The 19567-nt window shown below is 52.4% G+C and carries 16 protein-coding genes; 13 read left to right on the top strand and 3 right to left on the bottom strand.

Annotation, left to right across the window (positions count from 1 at the left end; genetic code table 11):
• Positions 1-21 precede the first annotated feature (21 nt).
• From ACFOUO_RS13635 to trhA, 6 genes are all read left to right on the top strand, one after another.
• Positions 22-822, top strand: a complete 801-nt coding sequence (locus ACFOUO_RS13635) for a phosphatidate cytidylyltransferase (RefSeq protein ID WP_380705697.1) — start codon at positions 22-24, stop codon at positions 820-822.
• 13 nt (positions 823-835) lie between these two features.
• On the top strand, positions 836-1990 hold the full coding sequence (locus ACFOUO_RS13640; RefSeq protein WP_380705698.1) for a 1-deoxy-D-xylulose-5-phosphate reductoisomerase: 1155 nt from the start codon (positions 836-838) through the stop codon (positions 1988-1990).
• Positions 1991-2023: 33 nt separating this feature from the next.
• Positions 2024-3370 carry an RIP metalloprotease RseP gene (gene rseP, locus ACFOUO_RS13645; protein ID WP_380705699.1) on the top strand — a complete coding sequence of 449 codons (1347 nt, stop codon included), beginning with the start codon at positions 2024-2026 and terminating at the stop codon, positions 3368-3370.
• Positions 3371-3397: 27 nt separating this feature from the next.
• Positions 3398-5128, top strand: a complete 1731-nt coding sequence (locus ACFOUO_RS13650) for a proline--tRNA ligase (protein ID WP_380705700.1) — start codon at positions 3398-3400, stop codon at positions 5126-5128.
• A 231-nt stretch (positions 5129-5359) separates the two neighbouring features.
• Entirely contained in the window at positions 5360-5851 is a 492-nt protein-coding gene (locus ACFOUO_RS13655) for a hypothetical protein (protein WP_380705701.1), read from the top strand.
• A 75-nt stretch (positions 5852-5926) separates the two neighbouring features.
• Positions 5927-6577 carry a PAQR family membrane homeostasis protein TrhA gene (gene trhA / locus ACFOUO_RS13660; RefSeq protein WP_380705702.1) on the top strand — a complete coding sequence of 217 codons (651 nt, stop codon included), beginning with the start codon at positions 5927-5929 and terminating at the stop codon, positions 6575-6577.
• A gap of 179 nt (positions 6578-6756) precedes the next feature.
• Here trhA and ACFOUO_RS13665 read toward each other — a convergent pair whose 3' ends face one another.
• From ACFOUO_RS13665 to ACFOUO_RS13675, 3 genes are read right to left on the bottom strand one after another with little or no spacing between them, the layout of a single operon-like run.
• On the bottom strand, positions 6757-7113 hold the full coding sequence (locus tag ACFOUO_RS13665) for a YxeA family protein (RefSeq protein ID WP_380705703.1): 357 nt from the start codon (positions 7111-7113) through the stop codon (positions 6757-6759).
• A gap of 40 nt (positions 7114-7153) precedes the next feature.
• Positions 7154-9049 (bottom strand): ABC transporter permease, encoded by a 1896-nt coding sequence (locus tag ACFOUO_RS13670; RefSeq protein WP_380705704.1) that lies wholly within the window; start codon positions 9047-9049, stop codon positions 7154-7156.
• Complete coding sequence (locus ACFOUO_RS13675; RefSeq protein ID WP_380706254.1) at positions 9024-9788, bottom strand: ABC transporter ATP-binding protein; 765 nt, start codon at positions 9786-9788, stop codon at positions 9024-9026. Before ACFOUO_RS13675 ends, ACFOUO_RS13670 begins: the two co-directional genes overlap by 26 nt.
• A gap of 306 nt (positions 9789-10094) precedes the next feature.
• Between ACFOUO_RS13675 and ACFOUO_RS13680 the strand changes: the two genes are divergently transcribed.
• The 7 genes from ACFOUO_RS13680 to ACFOUO_RS13710 all read left to right on the top strand — a co-directional run bounded on the left by ACFOUO_RS13680 (position 10095) and on the right by ACFOUO_RS13710 (position 19438).
• A complete protein-coding gene (locus ACFOUO_RS13680; protein ID WP_380705705.1) occupies positions 10095-14387 on the top strand; it encodes a PolC-type DNA polymerase III in 4293 nt (1430 codons plus the stop codon).
• A gap of 168 nt (positions 14388-14555) precedes the next feature.
• Positions 14556-15017 (top strand): ribosome maturation factor RimP, encoded by a 462-nt coding sequence (gene rimP / locus ACFOUO_RS13685; RefSeq protein ID WP_380705706.1) that lies wholly within the window; start codon positions 14556-14558, stop codon positions 15015-15017.
• 21 nt (positions 15018-15038) lie between these two features.
• Positions 15039-16226 carry a transcription termination factor NusA gene (nusA, locus tag ACFOUO_RS13690; RefSeq protein WP_380705707.1) on the top strand — a complete coding sequence of 396 codons (1188 nt, stop codon included), beginning with the start codon at positions 15039-15041 and terminating at the stop codon, positions 16224-16226.
• A 27-nt stretch (positions 16227-16253) separates the two neighbouring features.
• Positions 16254-16532, top strand: a complete 279-nt coding sequence (gene rnpM / locus ACFOUO_RS13695; protein ID WP_380705708.1) for an RNase P modulator RnpM — start codon at positions 16254-16256, stop codon at positions 16530-16532.
• A complete protein-coding gene (locus ACFOUO_RS13700; protein ID WP_380705709.1) occupies positions 16525-16959 on the top strand; it encodes a YlxQ family RNA-binding protein in 435 nt (144 codons plus the stop codon). The genes rnpM and ACFOUO_RS13700 overlap by 8 nt, the downstream gene beginning before the upstream one ends.
• Positions 16877-19153, top strand: coding sequence for a translation initiation factor IF-2 (gene infB, locus ACFOUO_RS13705; RefSeq protein WP_380706255.1), 2277 nt, complete (start codon positions 16877-16879; stop codon positions 19151-19153). The genes ACFOUO_RS13700 and infB overlap by 83 nt, the downstream gene beginning before the upstream one ends.
• A gap of 3 nt (positions 19154-19156) precedes the next feature.
• Positions 19157-19438, top strand: a complete 282-nt coding sequence (locus tag ACFOUO_RS13710; protein ID WP_380705710.1) for a DUF503 domain-containing protein — start codon at positions 19157-19159, stop codon at positions 19436-19438.
• Positions 19439-19567 lie beyond the last annotated feature (129 nt).

The following is a 19567-nucleotide window of genomic DNA, read 5'->3' on the forward strand; positions in this document are numbered from 1 at the left end:
GAGAAAACGGGTGAGTGACGGATGAAACAGCGAGTCGTGACGGGGGTGTTGGGGGGAGCCGGTTTTTTGGCTTTACTGTGGGCGGGAGGCTGGTGGTATACAGGTTTAATCGCCGCTCTCGCCACCATCAGTTATCACGAATTTTGCCGGATGAAGAGGATCCGGACATTCAGTCTCCAGGGGTTGGCGGGCCTTGCTTTGATTTGGCTCCTGCTATGGTCCGGTTTGGCTGACCAGGGCCTGACGGGAAAAGGAACCTTTCTGGGGGAGCCGGAAAATATTCTGGCCGGACTGGTCTTGTTTTTGCTGCTGACGGTGATCAGCCGCAATCGGATTCCATTGGATGATATCACTTATCTATTCCTGGGATCTTTATACATAGGGTATGGGTTTTCTTACATGATCCAGGCTAGGCTGATCATGGATGGGTTTGCCTGGTCGCTCCTGATCGTAGTTGTCACCTTCGCCAGCGACAGCGGTGCCTACTTTACAGGCAGGAAGTGGGGGCGGCGGAAGTTATGGCCCTCCATCAGCCCTAATAAGACCGTGGAAGGGTCCCTAGGCGGGGTTTTCCTTTCGGTATTGGCCAGCATCCTAGTTGCCTGGCTTCATCCAGAACTCGGAGAAGTGCTGAGGACCCTAGCCATCGGGCTCCTGGTAAGCGTGGTGGGACAGGTGGGAGACCTGGTGGAATCCGCGATGAAGCGCTCCACCGGTACCAAAGATTCGGGGACGCTTTTACCCGGACATGGGGGAGTGTTGGACAGGTTTGACAGCCTGTTGCTAGTTTTTCCCGTTCTGCATTTGTTCCAGTTGTTATAGGGGGGAAACTTAGATGAAACGGATAGTGATATGGGGTTCCACGGGTTCTATCGGCCAAAATACACTAGAAGTGATCCGACAACACGCGGATCAGTTCGAGGTAGTGGGCCTGGCTGCTGGCGGAAACGCCGAGGAGATGATCCGCCAAGTGGAGGAATTCCGACCCCGCATGATTTCCATGGCCGATGAAGAGGCAGTGGAGAAGGTGAAGGGAGCTGTTTCTTATCCGGTAGAAGCGGTCTGGGGGGAAGAGGGTTTACTAACTCTTGCCTCCTTGGATGAAGCCGATTTTGTGGTCTCAGCTATTGTGGGAAGTCGGGGTTTACCCCCGACGCTGACGGCGATCCGAGCAGGGAAGACAATTGGCCTTGCCAACAAGGAGACGCTGGTCATGGGCGGTTCCTTGGTTATGGAAGAGGCAAAAAAGGCGGGAGTGTCGGTATTGCCTGTGGATAGTGAGCACTCCGCCATTTTCCAGGCCATGAATGGGGAGCGAGCCGATCGGGTGCGCCGTATCATCCTGACCGCCTCCGGCGGTGCCTTCCGTGACTGGCCCAGAGACCGACTCGCTACAGCGACGCGGGAAGAGGCACTCAATCATCCCAACTGGTCGATGGGGGCGAAAGTGACCATCGATTCGGCGACCATGATGAATAAAGGGTTGGAGGTGATTGAAGCCCGTTGGCTGTTCGATCTCCCTTATGATCGAATCGACGTACTCATCCATCCTGAAAGCATTGTCCATTCTCTGGTTGAGTATGAGGACGGAGCGGTGATGGCGGAGTTGGGGACCCCTGATATGAAGGTGCCGATCCAGTACGCCCTCACGTATCCGGATCGGCTGCCTCTGGCGACAGAACCGTTGGACTTGGCGGCGATTGGGAAACTGCATTTCCGAGAGCCTGACTATGAACGATTCCCGTGCCTTAAGATCGCTTACACATGCGGTCGTGCAGGGGGGACGATGCCGACGGTGATGAACGCCGCCAATGAAGTGGCAGTAGAACGTTTCCTGGCGGGGGGGCTTTCTTTCCCAGCCATCGAGGAAATCATCGAGGAAGTGTTGTCCCGTCATACTCCCAGGACGAATCCGAGGCTCGAGGATTTATTCGAAGCGGACCGTTGGGCCCGGGAGACGGCTCAACATTGTGGCGTGCGGGTGGGCTGAGCCCTCCGCGATCAATCAAGGCGGTGATGGATTGTGCAGACCATTTTCTCCTTTATCCTTGTTTTAAGTGTTTTGGTATTTATCCACGAATTGGGCCACTTCCTGTTCGCAAAGCGGGCCGGTATGTTGGTGCGTGAATTCGCCATCGGTTTCGGACCGAAACTGATTTCGTGGTTCCACGGGGAGACCCTCTATTCCATCCGTATTCTTCCTATGGGAGGATACGTACGGGTGGCCGGGGAAGATCCGGAGATTGTTGATTTGAAAACAGGCTCCCCCCTGATCCTCGACAGGGATGCGCAAGGGCGCGTTCTGCGTATTCGGGTGTCCAAACCGTCGGCGGGAAACGCCGGTTATATGGATGAGGCAGCCCGCGAGTACCACGAGGTCGATGAGCTGGCGGGGGCCGATCTGCCGAAGCACTTGCCACCGGCTAAAGACTCCATTGGTGGTAAAATGTTAGCCGTGGACTTAGAGAGAGATCTTTCCATTCTTATGGAGGACGAAGAGGGAAGGGAAGTGCACTATCCCGTCCACCCTCGGGCAGTAATCCAGTACGATGAGAAAAACATCGTGCAGATTGCTCCATTAGATAGGCAATATGGATCCAAAAGCATCCTGGATCGTTTTTTATTTATTGTGGCCGGTCCGGTGTTCAATTTCCTCCTGACGATTGTGATATTGGCGGGGATGGTCTATGGAACAGGGTTGGATACGCGAGTATCTATCAAGGACACGGTTCCCCATTCTCCAGCGGAAAAAGCCGGGATCAAGTCGGGTGATATCATCCGGGAAGTGGAAGGAAAGAAAATCACCAGCACGGGTGATATCCGACTTCCTCTTCAAAAGGCCAAAGGAAACACCGTCACTATGGTCCTGGAGAGAGCTAATCAACGATATGAAACCTCCCTCAAGCCCGAGAAAAAAGGCGAGCAGTACATGATCGGCATTGAGATGAGGCAGGAGAAACGGGATGCCACCCTTTCTGAAGCGGCTGTTGAGGGTGTGAAGAAGACCTGGGATTTGGCGGTCATTATCGTGACGGGTGTCGGACAGTTGATTACCGGCCAGGTTGGGTTCGAAAACCTCGCGGGCCCGGTGGGAATCGCTGATTTCACAGGGAAAGTCGCGGAGCAAGGCTGGTTGCAATTGTTGAATTGGACGGCCCTCTTGAGCTTGAATTTGGGTATCTTTAACATCTTGCCTTTTCCGGCCCTTGATGGGAGCCGACTCGTGTTTGTCCTGCTGGAGGGGCTTCGAGGGAGACCGATCGATCCCAATAAGGAAAGTATGGTTCACTTCGTCGGTTTCGCTCTTCTCATGATGCTGGCGTTGATGGTTACCTATAATGATATCCTGAGGGTTTTCTTCAAGAGTTGACTGTGGGGGAAGAGGAGGAACGGAGCTATGAAGCAACAGACGATGTTGATCCCGACGCTGCGGAGCGTGGGGGAGGAAGCGGCGATGGCCAGCCACCGGCTGATGTTGCGGGCGGGACTGATCCGGCAGCTGGCCGCCGGCGTGTACACCTACTTGCCCTTGGCTTACCGCAGTTTGCGTAAAGTGGAACAGGTTGTGCGGGAAGAGATGGACCGGATTGGGGCACAGGAGTTGTTGATGCCCGCAATGAATCCGGCTGAGTTGTGGCGGGAAACCGGGCGTTGGGACACCTATGGGCCCGAGTTGGTTACCCTTGGTGATCGGCATGAACGGGACTTCCTTCTAGGGCCCACCCATGAGGAAGTCATTACCGATCTCATGCGGAATGAGGTCAACTCGTATAAAAAACTGCCAATGGCTCTCTACCAAATCCAAACCAAATTCCGGGATGAGCGGCGCCCTCGTTCCGGTCTTCTCCGGGGCCGGGAATTCCTCATGAAAGATGCTTATTCCTTTCATGCCGACGCGGAAACACTGGATGAGACCTACCGGGCGATGATTGAAGCTTACAAGCGGATTTTTACACGCCTCGGACTTGACTTTCGCGCGGTAGAAGCGGATTCCGGAGCTATCGGTGGCAAAGAGAACCACGAGTTCATGGTTCTCTCCGATTCAGGAGAAGACACCCTCGCCCTTTGTGGATCCTGCGATTACGCGGCCAACATTGAGACGGCTCAGGTCGGGGAGCCGGAAGGGGGCTGGGCGGCAGCAGACATTTCTCGGGTACCGGAGTTGAAAAAAATTCCCACTCCTAAAGCATCAACCATCCGAGATGTGGCCCGCCTTCTCGACCGGCAACCGGCCGAGTTGATCAAGAGCCTTCTGTTCATCGCCGACGATAAACCGGTCCTGGTCCTGGTACGGGGAGACCATGAGGCCAATGAGGTCAAAGTGAAACAGGCTCTCGACGCACGGACTTGCGAATTGGCCGACGATGAGACTGTTCGTCGGGTAACTGGCGCCTCGACTGGCTTTGCAGGCCCGGTCGCTCTGAAGGAGGACGTCAAGGTGGTGGCCGATCTTGCGGTCAAGGGGTTGGCTGATGCTGTAATCGGGGCTAACGAGACGGATGCTCACTTTATCCACGCCGCTCCTGGCCGTGATTTTGGTGTTGACGTCTGGACCGACGTACGTACGGTGGAAGAAGGGGACACTTGTCCCCAGTGCGGGGGCATGATCCGGTTTGCAAGAGGGATCGAGGTTGGCCACGTCTTTAAACTGGGTACCCGTTACAGTGAGGATATGAAAGCCAACTTCCTCAATGCAACCGGGAAAGAACAACCCTTCATCATGGGTTGCTACGGGATCGGGATCTCCCGAATATTGGCAGCCATCGTCGAACAGCATCATGATGAAAACGGGATTACTTGGCCTTCAGGTGCTGCCCCTTATCCAATTCATTTGATCGCCGTCAACGTGAAGGATGAAGCTCAGAAGAAACTGGCGGAAGATCTTTACGAGCAACTCCGGCAAGGAGGAGTCGAGGTCCTTTTTGACGATCGGCAGGAACGGGCCGGTGTTAAGTTCAAAGACGCTGATCTCATCGGGATTCCTCTGCGGATCACTGTTGGTAAACGGGCGGCTGATGGAATCGTTGAATACAAATTCCGTCGATCCGGCGAGAGCGGGGAACTGGCAGCGGAGGAGCTGCTAGGGAAACTCTCAGAGCTTCTGAAACGGGTAGATGAGAGTAAATAAGAAAAAAGGGCCGCAATCCGGAGGGTTGCAGCCCTTTTTTGTGTTATCCAGTAGGAAAGGTAGGTGTCCTTGTCCGTGGAAAGCTTCACTAGGTCTTGAGTCGAGGAACCGGGTGGAGTATGATGGAACTCGAAATCATCCATTGGGTCCTTTCCCTTCGAACGTGGCAAATGGCTAGTGACCGGGAAGTCGCTGTCCCCAATTTCGGTTTGAAGAGGGAGAATGAACGTGTTGATAAGAAAATGGGTCGGTCATCTAAAAAAATGGTGGGGAAATGAAGAGAGGCATTCTTCCAGCTATCGGGAAGAGCCGGAAGCCGCTCCTGAGAAAATCGAGCAATGGAAGAGGGAAGCTGAGGAACTGATTGAACGTTACCCCGACAGCACTGTTTTTAAAGGGGAGGGAATGGAGCTGGCCGTTCGAAAGGAAGGCTTCGTCATCCGTCCTCGAGCACAGGGACAGCAGTCGGATGTATGGCGAAAGCATAGCACCCACTGGCGTAATTTCTGGTTGTATGATACCGAGGAAGAGATTGATTTCCGTCGATTAGAAAAAGTGACCCTCCGGTGGGAAGAAAAGCATCCCGAAGGATCCTTGGAACTCCGGTATCGGGGGGAGGACCAGGATCGTGCCATTCCTTTCCGCAGTTGGCCGCAGTTTTTCGCCCTACGGGAAGCCCAAAAGGCATTAGAAAGCCGTAGCCAGCGAGGAAAAAAGGGTTGATGGCCTGACGAAGGGTATCCCAAAGGGAGCGTGTCTGATATCATCAAGGGAGACAGAACAAAAGGAGAACTGCCGATGAACCGATTTTTCCGGATGAAGGAACCCGTCAATACCTGGACCCATTTCATCACTTTTCTGACCGCAATCGCGGGCTTGGTCTACTTGATTCTGCTGTCCCAGGAGAACCTGTCCAAGCTAGTGACGATGACGGTTTACGGGAGCAGCTTGATCCTTCTGTACGGGGCTAGTTCTCTTTATCATTGGGTGCGGGTGACACCCGGCAAAGAGCTGATTCTAAAGAAACTGGATCATATAGCGATTTACCTCTTGATTGCAGGTTCTTACACCCCCGTTTTCTATTATGGCCTGAGCGGGGTTTGGAAATGGAGCATGTTGGTTTCCGTCTGGTTGTTGGCTGGGATCGGGGCTTTTTTGAAGATTTGGTTCGTCCATGCTCCCCGGTCGATTTCCACGGTCTTCTACGTCACCTTGGGGTGGATTGCAGTTATCCCATTCTTCCAATTGGTAAGCAGTTTACCGACTGGAGCGATGATCCTAATGATCGGCGGCGGCTTGGTTTATACGGTGGGAGCCCTCATTTATGCGACCAAATGCTTTGACTTCGTTCCGGGCCGATTCGGCTTTCATGAAATCTTCCACTTGTTTGTGATGGCCGGATCGGCACTCCATTTTGTGATGATATCGCATTATATTCTACCGTTGTAAAGGAAGCTGACCGGCCTACGGAGGCCGGTTTTTTTCTGCGGGGGAATCTGTGGATGAGAGGTCTATGCACCGGGCAGGAGAATGGCTTTAGCCTCTCGGGGTAGGCAATAAAAAAAGTCCATCCTAAGATGGACAAAGGTACAAATCGATTGGAGTTTATACTCGTTGTTCGAGACGTTTTACTCGTTTGATTGAAGCTTTTTTTGCACGGCCTTTGGAATATCTTTTTTCTTCACTTCTTCATAGCTCTTTACATCATTTTCTCCTTTTACATAAAGGCGGAGATAGGCCCCTTCCTGAAGTTGGCGACCTCCGAAAGAATAGAAGGAGAGATCTTTTTCTTTCCCTTCTTTGTTATACCCTTTTAAGTGGTAGGCCCGATCCTTCCCATCCATTTTCCCTTCCCCTTGAATCTGTACATAATAGGTTTCTGTACCCCATTTTTTAATGGCAGGGATTACTTGATCGCCTGCGAAGTAGAGAACGCCGACGGACAAGACGGCAAGGCTCATCAATGCGATCATCAGTTTTTTCATGGTAACTCCTCCTTGTGATTTTTAATCTCGCTTGACTTCATCACACCAATATTCGTTTGAGTTGGGCCAGATATCGATGACATACCACCCCGAAGTACAGAAGCTGCAGCAGGAAGAAGAAGCCGATCCCGACTGCTGCCGGTTTTGTAATGGACACACCAAAAGCGGATTGACTCAGCTGTAAGGAGAAGAACGTATGGAGAACGGCAACGATCAAGGGAAGGAAAAATAGAATCGCGATCTGTACGATAACGGATTGTTTCATTTCCCATTCCGTCATGCCGATTTTGGAGGCAGCACGGTAATGATGCTGATCGTTCTCTAAATCCGCATACAGGCGGAAATAGAGGAAGCTGGCAGCCGCCAAGAAAAAGATGATCGCGACAAACAATCCCACGAATAGCAGCGCGTTCATTCCTTGTTTTGTGCTGTTCAGGGTGAAACCACGAGCGAAGGGCTGTTCATTTTCCTTGTTCAGAGCGGGAGACTCCATCCATTGTTTCCCCAATTTCGTTTCAAGAGAGTGTGATTTAGGGAAGTGACCCAGCCATTCGGGAACGTGATAAGCGATATACGTATCGGTCGAGGCGGGATCTTTCGATAACTGTTGGTAAGCCGAGTCAGGGACGACGTAGACAAGAAAGCTATGCGGTAGAAAGTTGACTTGGGGTTTGGCAGAAAGTCGGAAGGACTGCTTGGTTTTTGGGACAGTCAGGTGTTTAAGAATATACTTGGGTTGAGCTTCTGCCGATTTTAAGGCCAACGCTTCCCCGTTTTGAAGGTTCTTCGTCTTCCATCCCAGTGCTTGAGTCATTCGACGATAATCCGACCATTTCATAAACCCTTCTGGATCTGGATAAGGGGACTCTTTCACGCGATGAAAAGTAAGGATGGTTTTCATTTTTTCAAATGAAACCCCGGCTTTGGTTAGTTTTTCATCGAGTGTCCGGGTTACGTCTTTATGGGGTGGTTTTTCTTTGGACAAGTAATAAAAAGCAAAGGGTTCGTTTTCCATCGTGCGCATGATCGACTTTTCTAAGACCAGAAAATTTCCAATAGCGGTAAAGGCTACGGTAAAAACCATGGTTACGATAAAAAACAGCCGTGTGTTGTCCTTGATTCGGTAGGCAAGATCGGAGAGCCATAGGATCCGGTTGCCTTTCCAGAAAAAAGACTCTTTACTCTTCAACCAGCGCACGAGGTATACGCTCAGTTGAGAAAAGAAGAAATAAGTTCCCACAAGTGTAAAAACCATAATCCAGAGCAAAGGAGCGTTACCGATTCCTTGGGAGGACAGGAAGTAGGCGGTGGAAAGGGTACCTAGAGATAACAAAACCAAAAGAGGGGACGTCTTGGGTTCCGCTTTGGGTTTTACGCTTCCTTTCAAAAGGCTGATGACATGACTGCTCTGTATCATCGAACGGCTAAAGAAAGGAATGAGCAAAAAGAGAACCAAAAAGGCAGCGGTAGTTAACCCCATCGCTTTAAACGGAACATAAAACGGCAATTCCTTTAAATCAAAAACAGCCGACGCGGCCAAGAAAAACGCTTTGGTTAACAGCATCCCGATCAAAATGCCGATGACAATCGACACCACGCCGATGATGATATTTTCCAAAAACAACAGGCGATTGATCTGACGGTCGGATATGCCCAAGATCGTGAGCACCCCGAATTCCCTCTTGCGCACCTTTAAAAAGTGGCCGACGGAATAGAGAACAAACAGAAAAGAAAATCCGTAAATAATTCCCTCTGCAGCAGTCATTGCTTCGCCCATCATTTTCCCGAGGGTAGGGTCTTTGCTGATATCGGGATGAAAGATGAATGCAGCATAGATGAAAAAAATCATAATGGAAAAGATGCTGCTGAAAAAGAATGCGAAGTATTGCCGGGAGTTTCGTCTCACATTATTAAATGCGAACTGACGAAAGGTCATGGGCATCCCCTCCTATCAGTGATAACAAATCAATAATTTCTTGGAAAAACGCTTGTCGATGATCCCCGCGGTGAATTTCATTGTACAAACGGCCGTCCTTGATCACGATCACCCGGTGGCAATAGCTGGCGGCTAGGGGATCATGGGTAACCATTAAGCTGGTGGTGCCGATGGTGCGGTTGATGGACTCCATCGTTTCCATCACGTCTTTCGATATTTTGGAATCCAGGTTTCCTGTCGGTTCATCCGCTAATAACAGCGAGGGAGAATGGATAATCGCCCGAGCGATTGCCGCGCGTTGTTTTTGTCCGCCGGATATCTCATAGGTTCGCTTGTCCAGAATCGGAGTAATTCCCAGCTTTTCCGCTACTTCGGACCGTTTTTTCTTCATCTCCGCTACGCTTCCTTTGTCCAGAGCGAGGGGCAAGACGATGTTCTCACCGATGGTCAGGGTATCGAGCAAATTAAAATCCTGAAAGACAAATCCGAGTTGGCGCCGACGAAAAATCGCCAATTCTTTTTTATTTAATTGATACGGGTTTTTACCGTCGATGAGGACCTCCCCGGAGGTGGGCGAATCAATTGTAGAGATCATGTTAAGGAGGGTGGTCTTTCCACTGCCAGAGGGGCCCATAATCCCGATAAATTCACCCTTGTTCACCGTTAAATGGATATCGGATAGAGCTTGATAGGTTACTTTCCCTCCGTAGATTTTCCCTAGCTGTTTTACTTTGAGCATTTCCAAGGATTTGTTCTCCTTCCATCTGCGTTGCTTGTTGAGACTATCCCTACTGTAACGGGTCGACCCATGAAACTTCTATCGATTTTCCTTAACCTGTCCTTACTTCCATGTAAGATTCCCATCAATATATTCTTCCCTTAGCATCTGTAAGGGAGGAGCCACCGATGAAGGGAGTCAAGACTTGAAGAGCGTTTGATCGCTAGTCCTTTCTGTTTCTTTCTGATAAACTCGATGAGGAAGGTTTCCGGGAATCTCACCCGTATTTACATATAAAAAGCGATCAATAGAAACGGGGGGAACGGAATGGCCGTGACAGCGGTAAAACAGAAACGTTGGGTCGAGGTGCTGAAACGAGCCGAGATCCCCGCTGAAGTGGCGGATCGCCACTTTCAGGGTGCGTATATCGAGAAAGTGAAAGTAAGCCGGAAAAAGAAGCGTTGGACGTTTTATCTGGAACTCGCTGAACCGGTGCCGCCGAATGTATGGTTTGCCGTGCAGAAGAAGGTAAAAGAGGCTTTCCAACCGGTGGTCGAGGTCCAGTTTGTCGTCCGTTACCGGCAAGCGGATCTTGCTCAATTGGCGGAGATGTACTGGCAGTGGATTCGTAAACAGACGGCGGAGAAGGTTTCCCCGTCAGCCGCCGGCTGGTTGGCGCGGGCGAACTGGAGTTTGGAAGGGGAGTCGTTGACGCTTATTTTTCCCAATCAGGTTATGGCCAAGATGGCAGTGGCCAAACAGATGGACCAGGTGGTCAGCTCCCTGTTTCAGGAGATCTCTGGGACACGGATCCAGGTGGCCCTTACCTTTGATCAGGGTGAAGATGCGCGCGATAAGTTTCTGGAAGAACGGAAAGAAGCCGAACGGCAGCTGGTGGAACAAGCAATAAATTCTCTGGAGGAAGCAGAGCCACCACCGGAGGAGGAGAAACCTACGGGTCCGCTGGCCATCGGGTATGATTTTCGGGATGAGCCGATTTTGATCAAGGAGATTACCGATGAAGAGCGGCGGGTTTGTATCAAAGGGACTGTGTTCAAGGCCGAAATCCGGGAGCTGCGGAGCGGGCGCACCCTCCTTACGTTTAATGTGACGGATTACAGTGATTCGATCGCGGTCAAAGTTTTTGCCCGGGATAAGGAGGACGCAGCCACCCTCGCCCAAGTGAAAGATGGGATGTGGGTCACCCTGCGGGGATCGGTTCAGTTTGACACGTTTGCCCGGGATTTGGTCTTGATGGCCAATGATTTAAGGGAAGTGGAGCCTTACCGGCGGGAGGACACGGCCCCGGAAAAACGGGTGGAACTCCATCTTCACACGGCGATGAGCGCTATGGATGGGGTATACGAGCCGGAGGATATGGTGAAGCGGGCTGCCCAGTGGGGCCACCCGGCGGTGGCGATTACGGATCATGGGGTGTTGCAGGCATATCCCGATGCCTACGCTGCCGGACAAAAACATGGCATTAAAGTTATTTTTGGCGTGGAAGCTTTTGTAGTGGATGATGGGGTACCGATCGTAATGAACGCGGCTCCCCGAGAGTTGAAGACGGACACCTATGTCGTCTTTGATGTGGAAACGACAGGGCTGTCAGCGGTCCATGACGAGATCATCGAACTGGCAGCGGTGAAGGTGAAAGATGGGGAGATCATCGACCGTTTCGAATCTTTCGTGAATCCCCACCGTAAACTAAGCGCAATGATCACCGAATTGACCAGCATCACGGATGATATGGTCAAGGACGCCCCGGAGTTGGCAGACGTGCTTCCCCGCTACCTCGAATTTATCGAAGGAAGCGTCCTCGTTGCTCACAACGCCCGTTTCGACATGGGCTTTCTCCAGATGGCCTGCAAAAAGACAGACCGAGACCCTGTGGAAAATCCGGTGATCGATACCCTGGAACTGGGCCGTCTGATGTATCCCCGGCTAAAAAACCATCGCCTCAATACGCTCTGTAAACAATTTGACATTGACCTTACCCAGCACCACCGAGCTATTTATGACGCCGAAGCAACCGGGTATCTCTTGTGGAAGATGATTGCTGATTGCGTCGAACGGAATATGCTTCGTCTCGATCAGCTCAATGATTTTACTGGGGAGCGGGATCTTTCCCGTCTCCGCCCCTTCCACGCGATCATCCTGGTTGAGAACTATACGGGGCTTAAAAATCTTTATCGACTGGTGTCCAAATCCCATCTGGAGTATTTCCATCGAACTCCCCGAATTCCTCGCAGTCTCCTAATGAAATATCGGGAGGGTCTCATCCTCGGTTCAGGCTGTGAGAAAGGGGAGTTATACGAGGCGGCACTACAGAAATCACGGGAGCAGGTGGAAGAGATCGCCGGTTTCTATGATTATCTTGAAATCCAGCCGGTTGAAATCAATCAGCACCTGGTGGAGAAAGAGATCGTGGAGAACCCGGAGCGCCTGAGGGAGGCCAACCGGCTACTCGTGGAAATTGGGGAAAAGCTGGGCAAACCGGTGGTGGCTACCGGGAATGCCCACTACCTGGATGAGTGGGATGCTACTTACCGCAGTATTCTTGCTTTTAACCAAACCGGAGGATTCCGCAACCGGGGCCCCCTTCCCAGAGCCCATTTCCGCACCACAGAGGAAATGTTGGAGGAGTTCGCCTATCTCGGGGAGGAGAAGGCCAAGGAAGTGGTCATCCACAACCCGCTCCTAATCGCTGAAAGGGTCGAGGAAATGAAGCCTTTTCCCGATGATCTTCATACCCCGATTATTGAAGGCGCTGATGAGGAGCTGCGCCGGATATGCTATGAGACGGCGGAAGGGCTCTATGGAAACCCTTTGCCGGAAATCGTGGAAAAGCGCTTGGAGAAGGAACTGGGGAGTATCATTAAACACGGGTTTGCTGTGATCTACCTCATTTCTCACAAGCTGGTGACCAAATCCTTGGAGGATGGTTATTTGGTCGGTTCCAGGGGTTCCGTAGGGTCATCCTTTGTGGCAACGATGAGTCATATCACCGAAGTGAACCCCCTTCCGCCCCATTACATGTGCGGAGAGTGTCAATACAGTGAGTTTATAGCCGACGGTTCTATCGCTTCCGGGTTCGACCTACCAGATAAGGATTGTCCAGAGTGCGGTACCCGAATGAAAAAAGACGGCCATGATATCCCCTTTGAGACCTTCCTCGGATTTAAAGGGGACAAGGTGCCTGATATCGATCTCAATTTTTCCGGAGAATACCAACCCCGTGCCCATAAATATACGGAGGAACTCTTCGGAAAAGAGTATGTTTACCGAGCGGGTACCATTTCTACCGTTGCTCAAAAGACCGCTTTCGGCTACGTGAAGAAATATGAAGAGGAAAAAGAACACCAGTGGCGGGGAGCCGAAATCGACCGCATGGTGGAAGGATGCTCCGGAGTGAAACGGACCACCGGTCAGCACCCCGGCGGTCTGATGGTCATCCCTCAGAACAAAGACGTATTCGATTTTACGCCGATCCAGCGCCCCGCCGATGATGTTAAGTCAGAGACGATCACCACGCACTTCGATTATCATGCCATTAGCGGGCGGCTTCTTAAGCTGGATATTCTGGGCCACGATGATCCGACGGTGATCCGGATGCTACAGGATCTCACGGGGATTGATCCCAAAACGATTCCCGTGGATGATCCCGGAGTGATGAAGTTGTTTTCCGGAACGGAATCCCTGGGGGTCACGCCCGATGAAATCGGCACGGTCACTGGTACGTTGGGCATCCCCGAATTTGGAACCCGTTTTGTCCGCCAGATGTTGGAGGACACGAAACCAACTACCTTTGGTGAGTTGGTACGCATCTCTGGCCTTTCCCATGGCACGGATGTCTGGCTAAACAATGCTCAGGATTTAGTCCGCTCGAAGACCGCCGTTCTGGCTGAGGTGATTTCCACCCGGGACGATATTATGATTTATCTCATCTATAAAGGGATGGAGCCCTCCATCGCCTTTAAACTGATGGAAAAAGTGCGAAAAGGAAAAGGTTTGACCGACGAAGAGGCGGAATTGATGCGGAGCCACGACGTTCCTCAATGGTATATCGATTCCTGCCGTAAGATTAAGTACATGTTTCCCAAAGCTCACGCTGTCGCTTATGTGTTGATGGCCGTACGGATTGCCTGGTTCAAGGTGCACCGTCCCATTGAATACTACGCTACTTACTTTACGGTCCGTGCCGACGATTTTGATGTAGAAGTGGTGTTGAAAGGGGCCGACGCGGTGAAGAAGACGATCCAGGAGGTCGAGGAGAAGGGCGTGACAGCTAGTCCCAAAGAGAAGGGGCTCTTGACGGTGTTGGAATCTGTCAGGGAAGTGCTTGCACGGGGCTTGAAGTTTCGGAAAGTGGACCTCTACCATTCTCATGCCACGCACTTCATCGTCGATGGAGATAGCCTGATCCCACCTTTTTCCTCCGTGGCGGGCATCGGCGCCAACGCCGCTCGCAACATCGTTGAAGCGCGGGAAGGCGGGGAATTTCTCTCCATTGAAGACCTCTCCAAGCGGAGTCGGATTTCCAGTGCGGTCGTGGATGTCCTCCGTCGTCTCGGGTGTTTGGAGGGCCTGCCCGAGAGCAATCAGCTGTCCCTTTTCTGAGCGGGGAAAGCCCAGAGGGAAATTGCATGGCAAGGGTTGGTTGTGGTATAATCTTTTTGGCTATACTGAAAGGTGAATGTCCGGCCGAAAAGAGTGGGTTGTCGCCCACTCTTTCCCTTTGTATCCGATTTTTGGGAGTCGAGCCCGACGTTGAAGGAGGGACATGGATTGAGTCGCAAAGTGATTGAGGCTGTGGAAGAATTGGCTGTTCCGATCCTGGAAGAAGAAGGGTTGGAATTGTACGATACGGAATTCATAAAGGAAGGAAAGAACTGGTTCCTTCGTGTGTATATTGAACGACCGGAGGGGAAAGTGGACCTCGATGATTGCAGCCGGGTCAGCGAGCGGCTCAGCACCGAACTGGACCGGGTGGATCCTGTGACAGGCGGCTACTTCCTTGAAGTCTCTTCTCCCGGCGCGGAACGGCCTCTTAAGAAGGAGTCCCATTTCCGGAATGCCGTCGGCAACCGGATTTTCATTACCACATACGAACCGATCGACGGGAATAAGAAGTTCGAAGGTGAACTCCTCGAATACACCGGAGAAAGCCTCGTTCTGGATGTGGAGGGGAACCGAGTGGTGGTCCCGACGGACAAAGTGGCGAAAGCAAGACGGGTGCTTGTGTTTTAATCGAAGGGAGGAGAAGTGACGATGAATGCAGAGTTCATCGAAGCCCTCAGCCAGTTGGAGAAGGAAAAGGGCATCAGCAAAGAGGTGTTGATCGAAGCGATCGAAGCCGCTTTGATTTCGGGGTATAAACGAAATTTCCACTCGGCGCAGAACGTTCGCGTGGACATCGACCGGGATTCTGGCCGGGTTCGCGTCTTTGCGCGCAAAACCGTCGTGGAGGAAGTGATGGATCCCCGTCTGGAGATCTCCCTGGACGCGGCTCAGGAGATCAGCCCTTCTTATGAACTCGACGATATCGTCGAAATCGAGGTGACACCGGCTGATTTCGGTCGCATCGCTGCACAGACGGCGAAACAGGTTGTTACCCAACGTATCCGGGAAGCGGAACGAAGCATCATCTACGAAGAGTTTGTTGATAGGGAAGAAGATATTGTCACGGGGGTCGTGCAGCGTTCCGACAACCGGAATTATTATATCGATTTGGGGCGAGTGGAAGCCCTTCTCCCCCACGCCGAGACGATGCCGGGGGAGCGGTTCAAACACAATGATCGGGTGAAAGCCTATATTACCCGGGTGGAGAAATCCACCAAGGGACCGCAGGTATTTGTCTCACGCACGCATCCTGGGTTGCTGAAGCGCCTTTTCGAACTTGAGGTGCCAGAGATTTACGAGGGGATTGTTGAAATCCGCTCCGTCGCCAGGGAAGCAGGCCATCGTTCCAAAATTGCCGTCGCTACCCGAGATGAGCAAGTGGACCCCGTCGGGGCCTGTGTCGGTCACCGGGGGATGCGGGTGCAGACCGTGGTTAACGAATTGCGGGGGGAAAAGATCGACATCGTCCGCTGGTCCGAAGAACCGGTGGAATTCGTCTCTAACGCCCTCAGCCCCTCAAAGGTGGTCAGTGTCGATATCAAAGAAGAAGAGAAAGTGGCTCGGGTTGTCGTACCGGATCACCAACTTTCCCTAGCTATCGGCAAAGAAGGGCAAAATGCCCGCCTTGCCGCCAAACTGACGGGTTGGAAGATCGATATCAAGAGCGAATCGGAAGCGGTTAAAACGGCAGAAGAGGAGCCTGAGTCGGAAGAAGCTACGGCGGAATCGGAATGGATCGAGGACCACGAGGTCGTGACGGGGGATGCCGCTGAGCAGGAAGCCGATGTCGCCGATGAGACGGAAGCCACTGGCGAGACCGGTTCCGGCGGAACGTAAATCCATCCCCACGAGGAGGTGGTCGGATTGAAAACACGCAAAGTCCCGATGCGGAAATGTGTCGCATCCCAGGAGATGTTCCCCAAAAAAGAGCTAATCCGGGTTGTCCGCACCCCAGAAGAGGAAATCCTTATCGATCCTACCGGGAAAAAGTCGGGCCGAGGGGCCTATCTGTGTGCGAAGTCCGAGTATGTGGAACTGGCGAAAAAGCGTAAGGCCCTTGATCGGGCTCTCAAGACCAAAGTGGGCGACGAGCTCTACCAACGCCTGTATGATTACATCGAGACGGGTAAGCTGGATGGATAAGCTGTATCAGTTGTTGGGATTGGCGACTCGGGCAGGGAAGCTGGTATCCGGTGAGGAACAGGTTCTAAAAGTCATCCGGTCCGGAAAGGCCCACTTGGTTCTACTCACCGAGGACGCCTCACCCAACGCAAAAAAGAAAATCGCGGACAAATGTTCCACATATCAGGTCCCGTTGTCCATTGTAGGTTCCCGCCAAATGTTGGGGAGAGCGGTCGGCAAAGTGGAACGGGTGGTTATAGCCGTTACCGACCCGGGATTCTCCAAGTCGATGCGGAACCGGATTCAAGTAATTGACGGGGGTGAACGATTTGTCGAAGATCCGAGTCTACGAGTACGCAAAAAAAATGAATATGAGCAGCAAAGAAGTCATCACCATCCTAAAAAGAATGAACATGTCGGTCAACAACCACATGAGCGTGATGGATGAGGAAATGGTGAATCAAGTGGAGAAATTCTTTAAAGAAGTAAAGCAGGGGGCGGAGAAAACGGAACCGAAAACGATGAAACAGAAGCAGGGGAATGGCCGTCAGGAAAAGCCGAAAAATGAGGCTCCTAAACGGGATGGCCAGCAGGGGAAACAACGGAGTCAACAAGGACAGGGGCAGAATAAGCCCCGTAGTGGTCAGCCGAACCGGGGAGGACAACAAACCGGTACCGGCGGTAGTCAACAATCCCGGAACCAAGGACCGGGCAATCGGGGCGGTAATAAGCCCCAGGGTACCGACAATCGCGGCGGAGGCCGCAATAACAATAACCGGGGAAAAGGCGGCGGCAAAAACTTTGGCGGCGGAAACCGTGGCGGTCGCGGTGGACGTCGCGGCGGACGTTCGCAAAATCGTCGGTCGCAAGCTCCGAAACAGGCACCGGTGCTGCCCACCGAAATCGTTGTAAGCGGTCCGATGACCGTGGGTGACCTGGCGAAACTTTTGCGTCGGGAAGCATCCGAAGTGATCAAGAAACTGATTAGTCTGGGTACGATGGCCACCATCAACCAGGAGATCGACGTGGAAACCATCACCCTGGTTGCCGGTGAATTCGGCGCCAAAGTGGACTTCAAAGAGCTGGTCGACGAATCCGCTTTTGAGGATTTCGAAGAGCAAGACGATCCGAAGGATATGAAAGAACGCCCGCCGGTCGTGACCATCATGGGGCATGTCGACCACGGGAAGACGACACTGTTGGACACCATCCGCCATACCAAGGTAACTGCGGGCGAAGCCGGCGGTATTACTCAGCACATCGGGGCTTATCAGGTGGAGGCTAACGGCAAGAAAATCACCTTCCTGGATACCCCGGGCCACGCTGCTTTCACAACGATGCGTGCCCGAGGTGCACAAGTGACAGATATCACGATTCTGGTGGTAGCTGCCGATGATGGGGTCATGCCCCAGACGGTGGAAGCGATCAACCACGCCAAGGCGGCAGAGGTGCCGATCATTGTGGCGGTTAATAAAATGGATAAACCGGAAGCCAATCCTGACCGGGTGAAACAGCAGCTTTCCGAACACGGGCTCCTTCCCGAAGAATGGGGCGGGGATACTATCTTTGTACCGGTCTCTGCTGTTCAGGGTGAAGGGATTGAAGACCTGCTCGAAATGGTTCTACTGGTATCCGAAGTGCAGGAATATCAAGCGAACCCCGACAAGCGTGCCCGGGGCGTGGTCATCGAGGCTGAGTTGGATAAAGGCCGTGGTGCCGTCGCTACCGTCTTGGTGCAGAATGGCACCCTGAAGGTGGGGGATGCCATGGTTGCTGGCCCTTATTTCGGGAAAGTTCGGGCCATGGTCAACGACCGCGGTCAGCGGGTCAAAACCGCGGGTCCTTCCACCCCGGTTGAAATCTTGGGGTTGGCCGATGTTCCAGAAGCGGGAGATCCTTTTATCACCTATGAAGATGAGAAAAAAGCGCGGGATGTTGCCGCTGCACGGGAAGAGAAAAAACGGCAAGCCGAGATGGGTGCTTCCAGTCGTGTCACCTTGGATGATCTGTTTAAGCAAATCCAGGAAGGCGACGTAAAAGACATCAATCTCATCATCAAGGCGGATGTGCAGGGTTCTGCAGAAGCTTTGCGAGGCTCTCTGGAAAAAATTGATGTCCAGGGTGTGCGGGTCAACATTATCCATTCGGGAGCGGGAGCGATCACCGAATCTGACGTTTCCCTGGCTTCCGCTTCCAATGCAATCATCATCGGCTTCAACGTTCGGCCCGAGCCGAATGCTCGGACGACTGCGGAGCAAGAAAAGGTGGACATCCGACTGCATCGGGTGATCTATAATGTGATCGAAGAGATTGAATCGGCCATGAAGGGCATGTTGGATCCCGAATACCGTGAGAAAATTGTGGGTCGGGCCGAAGTGCGGCAAACCTTTAAAGTATCGAAGGTCGGCACCATCGCCGGTTGCTATGTGACCGAAGGTAAAATTGTCCGCGATGGCAAAGCCCAGTTGATCCGGGACGGTGTCGTCATCCATGAAGGGGATATCGATACCCTGAAACGGTTTAAGGATGATGCCAAAGAAGTGGCTCAGGGATACGAGTGCGGCGTTACGCTGGAAAACTACAATGATATCAAGGAAGGCGACGTCATCGAAGTCTTCATCATGGAAGAAGTGGAACGGTAAACCATGGTTATCGGGGTCCTGGAGTGCCGGTGCCGTATCCCGGGAGCCCATTCCCTCAAGGAGAAACGCCGGGCTGTCAAAAGCGGCCTAGAGCGTATCCGGCACCGGTTTAACCTATCCGCTGCCGAGACGGGGTCCCAAGACGACCGACAGTTTGCCGTCCTCGCTGTAGGCGGAGTGGCCAGTGACAAACGGATTTTGGAGCGGGAGTTGACATTGGCCCTCAACCTGCTGGAGAATAACGAAGCATTAGAGATTATCGAGGCCGAGATTTCTTTCCTATAATACTGGGTGGAGGCCCAATGTGTCCTTCTCTTAGCATTTAAATCCGGGACGAAGAGGTTTCTCTCTCAACCCCGGTATACATCCCGAAAGAATACAGGAAAGCGAATCGGGTCGAACAGGAGGTGTCGT

This window comes from Salinithrix halophila (genome assembly GCF_042650125.1).
Taxonomy (GTDB): Bacteria; Bacillota; Bacilli; order Thermoactinomycetales; family DSM-45169; genus Salinithrix; species Salinithrix halophila.

Coding starts and splice junctions, on each gene's coding strand:
- ACFOUO_RS13635 (WP_380705697.1), top strand. CDS start 22: ATGAAACAGCGAGTCGTGACGGGGGTGTTGGGGGGAGCCGGTTTTTTG.
- ACFOUO_RS13640 (WP_380705698.1), top strand. CDS start 836: ATGAAACGGATAGTGATATGGGGTTCCACGGGTTCTATCGGCCAAAAT.
- ACFOUO_RS13650 (WP_380705700.1), top strand. CDS start 3,398: ATGAAGCAACAGACGATGTTGATCCCGACGCTGCGGAGCGTGGGGGAG.
- trhA (WP_380705702.1), top strand. CDS start 5,927: ATGAACCGATTTTTCCGGATGAAGGAACCCGTCAATACCTGGACCCAT.
- ACFOUO_RS13665 (WP_380705703.1), bottom strand. CDS start 7,113: ATGAAAAAACTGATGATCGCATTGATGAGCCTTGCCGTCTTGTCCGTC.
- ACFOUO_RS13670 (WP_380705704.1), bottom strand. CDS start 9,049: ATGACCTTTCGTCAGTTCGCATTTAATAATGTGAGACGAAACTCCCGG.
- ACFOUO_RS13675 (WP_380706254.1), bottom strand. CDS start 9,788: ATGCTCAAAGTAAAACAGCTAGGGAAAATCTACGGAGGGAAAGTAACC.
- ACFOUO_RS13680 (WP_380705705.1), top strand. CDS start 10,095: ATGGCCGTGACAGCGGTAAAACAGAAACGTTGGGTCGAGGTGCTGAAA.
- nusA (WP_380705707.1), top strand. CDS start 15,039: ATGAATGCAGAGTTCATCGAAGCCCTCAGCCAGTTGGAGAAGGAAAAG.
- ACFOUO_RS13700 (WP_380705709.1), top strand. CDS start 16,525: ATGGATAAGCTGTATCAGTTGTTGGGATTGGCGACTCGGGCAGGGAAG.
- infB (WP_380706255.1), top strand. CDS start 16,877: ATGAATATGAGCAGCAAAGAAGTCATCACCATCCTAAAAAGAATGAAC.
- ACFOUO_RS13710 (WP_380705710.1), top strand. CDS start 19,157: ATGGTTATCGGGGTCCTGGAGTGCCGGTGCCGTATCCCGGGAGCCCAT.